Below are 2,037 nucleotides of genomic sequence, written 5' to 3'. Positions count from 1 at the left end.
AGCGTGCGGAAGGCCCAGCCGTCCTTGCTGGGTGCGCCGGCGCCGGCCCAAGCCTCATGGAGGTCCCAGGCGAACTCGGCCAGGCTCGCGGGTGTGCACGCGGCCTGCACGAGCGCGACGCCAGGGTAGGGCGCATCGGGCTGGCCGATCATCAGCATGCGCACCAGGTGCCCGGTGGCGGCAACGCTGAGTGCGCCGCCGGCGAGCAGGTGCGGGCGGCGCATCGTGGCCACCTCGCAGAAGGCCGGCACCGGCGGCATCTCGCCCGGCAGGATGTCCAGCGGGTCGGTGGCGAGCAGCGCGGTGGCGGCCTGGGTCATCGCCTCGCCATAGGCTGCAGCGGCTTCGAGCAGCGCGGTGCGCCCGCCTGCCTGCTCCGCCATCCAGCGCAACGTGTAGCGCGCGTCGTCGCGCTCCGCGCTGTGCTGCGCCGAGAACGCCGCGGGCAGCGCATGCGACAACACCGTGCGGGGGAACTTCGCGATCCACTCGGCGGCGGCGCTGCGGTGCACACGCGCTTGCCGCAGCAGCTTCGCCATGCGCGGCACCAGCAGCGGCGTGTCCATCAGCAGCGCGATGCGCGGGCCCTTGCCCTGGTGGGTCGACAGCACCGCGACCATGCCGGGGATCGCTGCCACGCCGAGGCGGGCCAGCACCTGTTCGGCGTCGAGGCTCCAGGGGCTGAGCATCCAGCGCTCGGGCGGGAAGCTGTTCCACAGCGTGAGCTGCGCGGCCTGCGGCGCGTCGAACAGCAGCGACATCGAGGCATAGGTCGCCGAGGTGTCGCCGTCCTGCAGCGGCTGGCCCGCCAGCAGGCGCTGCGCGCCCGCATCGGTGAGCTTCAGCTCGGCTGGAAAGCCGTGTGCATCGCGTTGGGGGTTCAACTGGCGCGGCGCGGACTTCAGGCGCTCCAGCAGATCCTGCCGCCATGCCAGCGCCTCGGGCGTCGCGATGGCAGCAACCTCCAGCACCGGCAACTGCCCCGGCCGATCGGCGCGCAGCCACGGTGGTTCGCGCAGGATCGGCGGCACGGCCTCGTCGGGCGCTTCCACCGGATTCAGCGCCGCCACCGCGCCCTCGAAGCGGGTGCGCAGCGCCGGCTCCAGCGCATCGAGCGCCGCAGGCAAGGCCTCCGGCCACTCATGCGCCAACCGCAAGGCCCAGGTCTCGGCGGCCCGGCTGCGCCCGGCCATCGCCTGGCGGATCACCGTGAACAGCACCGCCACCGGATGGGTCTTCGCCAGCTTCTCCAGCGCGTCGCGCACCTTCTTGTGGTCCGATTGCGCCGCGAGCAGCGGCAGCAGGCCGGGCACCTTCATCTGCGCCGCGAGCTTGAGGGCCTGCGTCCCGATCTTGGGATCGCGCGAGCTCAGGCGCGTGCGGATGAACCACGCCAGCACCTCCAGCGCTGCCTCGCCATGCAGCTTCAACTGCAGCAGCACGCCCTTCGTCAACGTGGCGTGATCGAGCCAGGGGTGTGCCGCGGCATGCGCGAGAAAGTCGGCCGGCTGCATCGCGGACCAGCACAGCACCGCATGCCCCCAGGGCTCCTTGCCGTGCGCGGCCAGCCATTCGGCCGTCCACTCGCCGAGGTGCGGGAAGACGAAGGCGCAGGCACGGGCGGCCGGCGAAGAACCCGTTCTGCCGCGCTGCGCCACCGCGAGCGCGGCTTCGTACGCGGCCTCGTCGGCGCAAGCGACCGCGTCACGCAGCGGCTCGAAGCGCGCGAACCACTCCGCGTGGGCCTGGGGCAGCGGGTTTCCCAACGCGGCTTCCAGCGCGGCGGCAGGGCTCTGCGGGGCCGACGGTGCGGATGAAGGCAGGTGAACGCCGCGCATCACCGGCAACAGCGCCAGCCACTCGGGCGTCCACTGGAAGCCGCCGGTGGGCCAGACCAAGCCGAGGGGTGCCTTCTTCATGGCAGCGGCGCCAGCAGGTCGGCGTCGCGCAGCACCTCGCTCGCGATGATCGGGTCGAGCCGCTCGAATTTCACATGGCCTTGCTGGGCCCAGGTGCCGGCCTCGCGCAGCACGATCT

1 protein-coding gene is annotated in these 2,037 nt (G+C 72.6%); it reads right to left on the bottom strand.

Annotation, left to right across the window (positions count from 1 at the left end):
• Window positions 1–1,919: hypothetical protein (locus AC1D12_RS31790; RefSeq protein WP_477845161.1), on the bottom strand; the 1,919-nt coding region annotated here is incomplete at its 3' end.
• Between the last annotated feature and the right edge of the window lie 118 nt (window positions 1,920–2,037).

This window comes from Rhizobacter sp. P1_G5 (assembly GCF_056405435.1).
Note: the sequence above shows the minus strand (reverse complement) of the source record. Positions and strands in the feature narration are given on the sequence as shown.